Genomic DNA, 4,870 nt, shown 5'->3' with positions numbered 1-4,870 from the left:
ACTCCGGCCCCATCTCAGCCGCGCCGGCGTTCGAGGCGCGGGGTGCGGGGGGCGGGGGCAGCGCCCCCGCAACGGCGCCGCACGGCACACCCGTCCCCGGTGGAGCCCCGCATTCTGCCGAGCCCGCCGCAGGTGACAATGGCCCGGTGCTCCACGATCTCTTCCCGCCCGGGATCCAGCATGCCCTGGACCTCGCCGGCATCTTCGTCTTCGCCACCGCAGGCGCCCTGCTCGCCGTCCGCAAGAACTTCGACGTCTTCGGCATCGCCGTCCTCGCGCTCGTCACGGCCCTGGGCGGCGGTCTCTTCCGGGACCTCGTCATCGGTGCCGTGCCGCCCGCCGCCTTCGGTGAACTCAGCTTCTTCGTGACCCCGCTGGTCGCCGCCGCGATCGTCTACTTCCTGCACCCCGAGGTCCAGCGGATCAACCACGCCATCAACGTCTTCGACGCGGCCGGCCTCGGGCTGTTCTGCGTGACGGGTACGACCAAGGCCTACGAGTACGGCCTCGGCCTCACCGCCTCCGCGGCGCTCGGCGTCACCACCGCCGTCGGCGGCGGCGTCCTGCGCGACGTGCTCGTCAACGAGGTGCCCTCCCTGCTGCGCGACCGCGAGATGTACGCCGTTCCGGCGCTGGTCGGCGCCTCGATGGTGGCGGTCTTCATCAGCATGCACGCCCTCAACGGCATCACCACCGGCCTCGCGATCGTCACCACCTTCGTCCTGCGCATCCTCGCGATGCGCTACCACTGGCGGGCGCCGCTGGCCTGGAACAGGCGGTCCTCGGTGGCCGAAGAGCCGTAACAAAAGAAAGCTACCGCTTAGTAGTAAGCCCGTGTACCGTCGTTTACATGTCACACGCAGCTGCCAAGGCATCCATCGGCGACAGTGAGTTCGACCGCGACACCGCCATCACCGCACGCGCGGGCGAGCCCGGGGTGTACGACGCGGAACTCTCCGCCGGCTGGACGATCATCGCCGCCGTGAACGGCGGCTACCTGCTGGCCCTGGTCGGCCGGGCCCTCTCCGCGGCCCTCCCGCACCCGGACCCGTTCACCGTCTCCGCGCACTACCTGACCTCCTCCGTGCCCGGCCCCGCCGTGATCCGCACCGAGGTCGTCCGCATCGGCCGCACCCTCTCCACCGGCCAGGCCTCGCTGTTCCAGTACGACGAGAGCGGCGCCGAGATCGAGCGCATCCGGGTCCTCGCCTCCTACGGCGACCTCGCGGCCCTGCCCGACGACGTACGCACCGTCGCCGCGCCCCCGGCCATCCCCGCCTACGAGGACTGCATCGGCCCCGAGGCCGGCCCGGCCCCGATCCCCGGCAGTTCCGCCATCGTGGACCGGCTCCGGCTCCGGCTGGATCCGGCGACCGCAGGTTGGGCCGTCGGCGCGCCCTCCGGCAAGGGTGAGATGCGGGCCTGGTTCGAGCTGGCCGACGGCCGCGACGCCGACCCGCTGTCCATGCTCCTGGCGGTCGACGCGCTGCCGCCGACCGCCTTCGACCTCGGCCTGGTGGCCTGGACCCCGACGGTGGAACTCACCACCCACGTCCGCCGCCGCCCGGCCCCCGGCCCGCTCCGGGTCTCCATCACCACCCGCAACCTGGCCGGCGGCTTCCTGGAGGAGGACGCCGAGGTGTGGGACTCGTCGGACCACCTGGTCGCGCAGTCCCGCCAACTGGCCCGCGCCCTGCGCCCGGCCTGACGCTCCGGATCCGACCGGCACGGCACGCCCCAGGGGTGCCGTGCCGGCCACCGCGGTCCCGCGGCGCAAGCGGCCACCGGCGGGCTCGTAGAATCGAGGGATCATGGCCTACCTCGATCACGCCGCCACCACCCCGATGCTGCCGGAGGCCGCCGCGGCGATGACCGCGCAGTTCGCCGCCACGGGGAACGCCTCCTCCCTGCACGCCGCCGGCCGCCGGGCCCGCCGTACCGTCGAGGAGGCCCGCGAGGCCTTCGCCGAGGCGGTCGGCGCCCGCCCCAGTGAGGTGGTCTTCACCGCCGGCGGCACGGAGGCCGACAACCTCGCCGTCAAGGGCCTCTACTGGGCCCGGCGTGACGCGGACCCCGCCCGGACCCGGGTCATCGCCAGCCCCGTCGAGCACCACGCCGTGCTCGACGCCGTCCACTGGCTCGCCGAGCACGAGGGCGCGCAGGTCGAGTACCTCCCCGTGGACCGCTACGGGCGGGTCCACGCCGACGCCTTCCGCGAGGCCGTCGAGCGCAATCCCGACGACGTGGCCCTGGCCACCGTCATGTGGGCCAACAACGAGATCGGGACCGTCATGCCGGTCCGCGAACTCGCCGCCGTCGCCCGCGAGTCCGGGATCCCGCTGCACTCCGACGCCGTCCAGGCCCTCGGGCAGCTCGACGTGCACTTCGGCGACAGCGGCCTCGCCGCCATGACCGTCAGCGGCCACAAGATCGGCGGCCCCTACGGCATCGGCGCACTGCTGCTCGGCCGCGACCAGAACCCCGTACCCGTCCTGCACGGCGGCGGCCAGGAGCGGCACGTCCGCTCCGGCACCCTCGACGTGCCGGCCGTCGCCGCCTTCGCCGTGGCCGCCGTCCTCGCCGTCGAACGGCGCGAGCGGTTCGCCACCGAGATCGGCGCCCTGCGCGACGAACTGGTCGGCGCCGTCCGCGCGGCCGTGCCCGACGCCGTCCTCGGAGGCGACCCCGACGAGCGCCTTCCCGCCAACGCCCACTTCAGCTTCCCCGGCTGCGAGGGCGACTCGCTGCTGCTCCTGCTCGACGCCCAGGGCATCGAATGCTCCACCGGCTCCGCCTGCACGGCCGGCGTGGCCCAGCCCAGCCACGTCCTGCTGGCCGCCGGCAGCGACCCCCAGCTGGCCCGCGGCACCCTGCGCTTCTCCCTCGGCCACACCTCCACCAAGGAGGACGTGGCGGCCCTGGCCGCGGCCATCGGGCCGGCGGTCGAGCGCGCCCGCACGGCGGGCCTCAGCTAGCAGCGTCCAGAGCCGCCCGGACCAGGCCGATGTAGCGGCTCCAGTCCCAGTGCCGGCCGGGATCGGTGTGGTCGGCGCCCGGGACCTCGGAGTGGCCGACTATGTGCGCACGATCCGCCGGTATGCCGTACCGGCGGCAGACGTCGGCCGCCAGCCGGGCCGAAGCCGCGTACATCGCGTCCGTGAAGTCCTGCGGGCGGTCCACGAAGCCCACGTGCTCGATGCCGACACTGCGCTCGTTCATCGAGCGGCTCCCCGAGTGGAAGGCCACGTCCAGCTCGCGCACCATCTGCTCCACGTGCCCGTCCCCGCGCACTATGTAGTGCGCCGAGGCCTTGTGCCACGGGTTCCTGAAAGCGTCCACCGAGGACTCGAAGCCGCCCTGTGTGACATGGACGACTATCCGGTCCACCCGGTAGTCGGCCGGGCGGTCCGCCTTGCGCCAGTTCGCCGGCGAGGCCGACGTCCAGCTCGCCCCCGCGTGGTCGAGCTCGCCCTCCTTGCGCGGCTTGTCCACACCCGGTATCAACCACCAGGCACGGCCGATCTCCTCCCGGCCGGCCACCGCCGCCACCGCGAAGACCCCGAGCCCGCCGAAGAGCACGGCCCTGCGGGTCCGTCCCGGCGACTTCTTCCCCTTGTTCCCCTGCTCGACGATGTGATCCACCCCCCGTACCCCGACAACGCGCTGTGACCCCGCTCGGTTCCCCCGTACTCTGGACGGTGCTATGACTGAGAACCTGCCGCGCACCGCCCGTCCCCTTCGCGTCCTGGCCGCCATGTCCGGGGGCGTGGACTCCGCCGTCGCCGCCGCCCGCGCGGTCGAAGCCGGGCACGACGTGACCGGCGTCCACCTCGCGCTCTCCGCCAACCCGCAGTCCTTCCGGACCGGCGCCCGCGGCTGCTGCACCATCGAGGACTCCCGCGACGCCCGCCGGGCCGCCGACGTCATCGGCATCCCGTTCTACGTCTGGGACCTCGCCGAGCGCTTCCGCGAGGACGTGGTCGAGGACTTCATCTCCGAGTACGAGGCCGGGCGCACCCCGAACCCGTGCCTGCGCTGCAACGAGAAGATCAAGTTCGCGGCGCTGCTCGACAAGGCCCTCGCGCTCGGCTTCGACGCCGTCTGCACCGGCCACTACGCGACCGTCGTGCTGAACGAGGACGGCTCCCGCGAGCTGCACCGCGCCTCCGACATGGCCAAGGACCAGTCGTACGTCCTCGGCGTCCTCGACGAGAAGCAGCTCGCCCACGCCCTCTTCCCGCTCGGCGACACCCTCACCACCAAGGAAGAGATCCGCGCCGAGGCCGAGGAGCGGGGGCTGGCCGTCGCGAAGAAGCCCGACAGCCACGACATCTGCTTCATCGCCGACGGCGACACCCAGGGCTTCCTCGCGAACCGCCTCGGCAGGACCGAGGGCGACATCGTCGACGAGGCGACCGGCGAGAAGGTCGGCACCCACGACGGCGCCTTCGGCTTCACCATCGGCCAGCGCAAGGGCCTGCGCATCGGGCACCCCGCCCCCGACGGCAAGCCGCGCTACGTCCTCGACATCTCCCCGGTGAACAACACCGTCACCGTCGGCCCGGTCGAGGCCCTCGACGTCACCGCCCTCACCGCCATCCGCCCCCGCTGGTGCGGAGCCGTGGCCGCCGCCCCGGGCACCTACACCGCCCAGCTGCGCGCCCACGGCGGCGAGACCGAGGTCTTCGCCGAGGTCGTGGACGGCGAGCTGCGCGTCTCCTTCACCGAGCCCGTCCGCGGCGTGGCCCCCGGCCAGGCGATCGTGCTCTACGACGGCACCCGCGTGGTCGGCTCGGCCACCATCGCCACCACGGCGCGGGCCGCCGCCACCGTCTGACCGGCGCCCTCACGGCATGACGCCGCGGTCCGT

Annotated in this window: 5 protein-coding genes; 4 read left to right on the top strand and 1 reads right to left on the bottom strand. The window is 73.3% G+C overall.

What is annotated here, in order from left to right; translation table 11 throughout:
- Positions 1-146: 146 nt before the first annotated feature.
- From ACWGIU_RS29910 to ACWGIU_RS29900, 3 genes are all read left to right on the top strand, one after another.
- A complete protein-coding gene (locus ACWGIU_RS29910) occupies positions 147-803 on the top strand; it encodes a trimeric intracellular cation channel family protein (protein WP_453710991.1) in 657 nt (218 codons plus the stop codon).
- Positions 804-850: 47 nt separating this feature from the next.
- A complete protein-coding gene (locus ACWGIU_RS29905) occupies positions 851-1,708 on the top strand; it encodes a thioesterase family protein (protein ID WP_453710989.1) in 858 nt (285 codons plus the stop codon).
- 103 nt (positions 1,709-1,811) lie between these two features.
- Positions 1,812-2,975, top strand: a complete 1,164-nt coding sequence (locus ACWGIU_RS29900) for a cysteine desulfurase family protein (protein WP_453710987.1) — start codon at positions 1,812-1,814, stop codon at positions 2,973-2,975.
- On the opposite strand, the gene ACWGIU_RS29895 is transcribed toward ACWGIU_RS29900, so the two are convergent.
- Positions 2,968-3,642 carry an N-acetylmuramoyl-L-alanine amidase gene (locus tag ACWGIU_RS29895; protein WP_453710985.1) on the bottom strand — a complete coding sequence of 225 codons (675 nt, stop codon included), beginning with the start codon at positions 3,640-3,642 and terminating at the stop codon, positions 2,968-2,970. The genes ACWGIU_RS29900 and ACWGIU_RS29895 overlap by 8 nt on opposite strands.
- A 61-nt stretch (positions 3,643-3,703) precedes the next feature.
- On the opposite strand from ACWGIU_RS29895, the gene mnmA reads away from it, so the two are divergent.
- Positions 3,704-4,837 carry a tRNA 2-thiouridine(34) synthase MnmA gene (mnmA, locus tag ACWGIU_RS29890; protein WP_453710984.1) on the top strand — a complete coding sequence of 378 codons (1,134 nt, stop codon included), beginning with the start codon at positions 3,704-3,706 and terminating at the stop codon, positions 4,835-4,837.
- Positions 4,838-4,870 lie beyond the last annotated feature (33 nt).

It is taken from the genome of Streptomyces sp. NPDC054840 (assembly GCF_053611065.1).
This window is presented reverse-complemented; position numbering and strand designations above follow the sequence as displayed.

Bases quoted from the DNA above. Each gene is read 5' to 3' on its own strand.
- ACWGIU_RS29905 (WP_453710989.1), top strand. From the start codon at position 851: ATGTCACACGCAGCTGCCAAGGCATCCATCGGCGACAGTGAGTTCGAC.
- ACWGIU_RS29900 (WP_453710987.1), top strand. From the start codon at position 1,812: ATGGCCTACCTCGATCACGCCGCCACCACCCCGATGCTGCCGGAGGCC.
- mnmA (WP_453710984.1), top strand. From the start codon at position 3,704: ATGACTGAGAACCTGCCGCGCACCGCCCGTCCCCTTCGCGTCCTGGCC.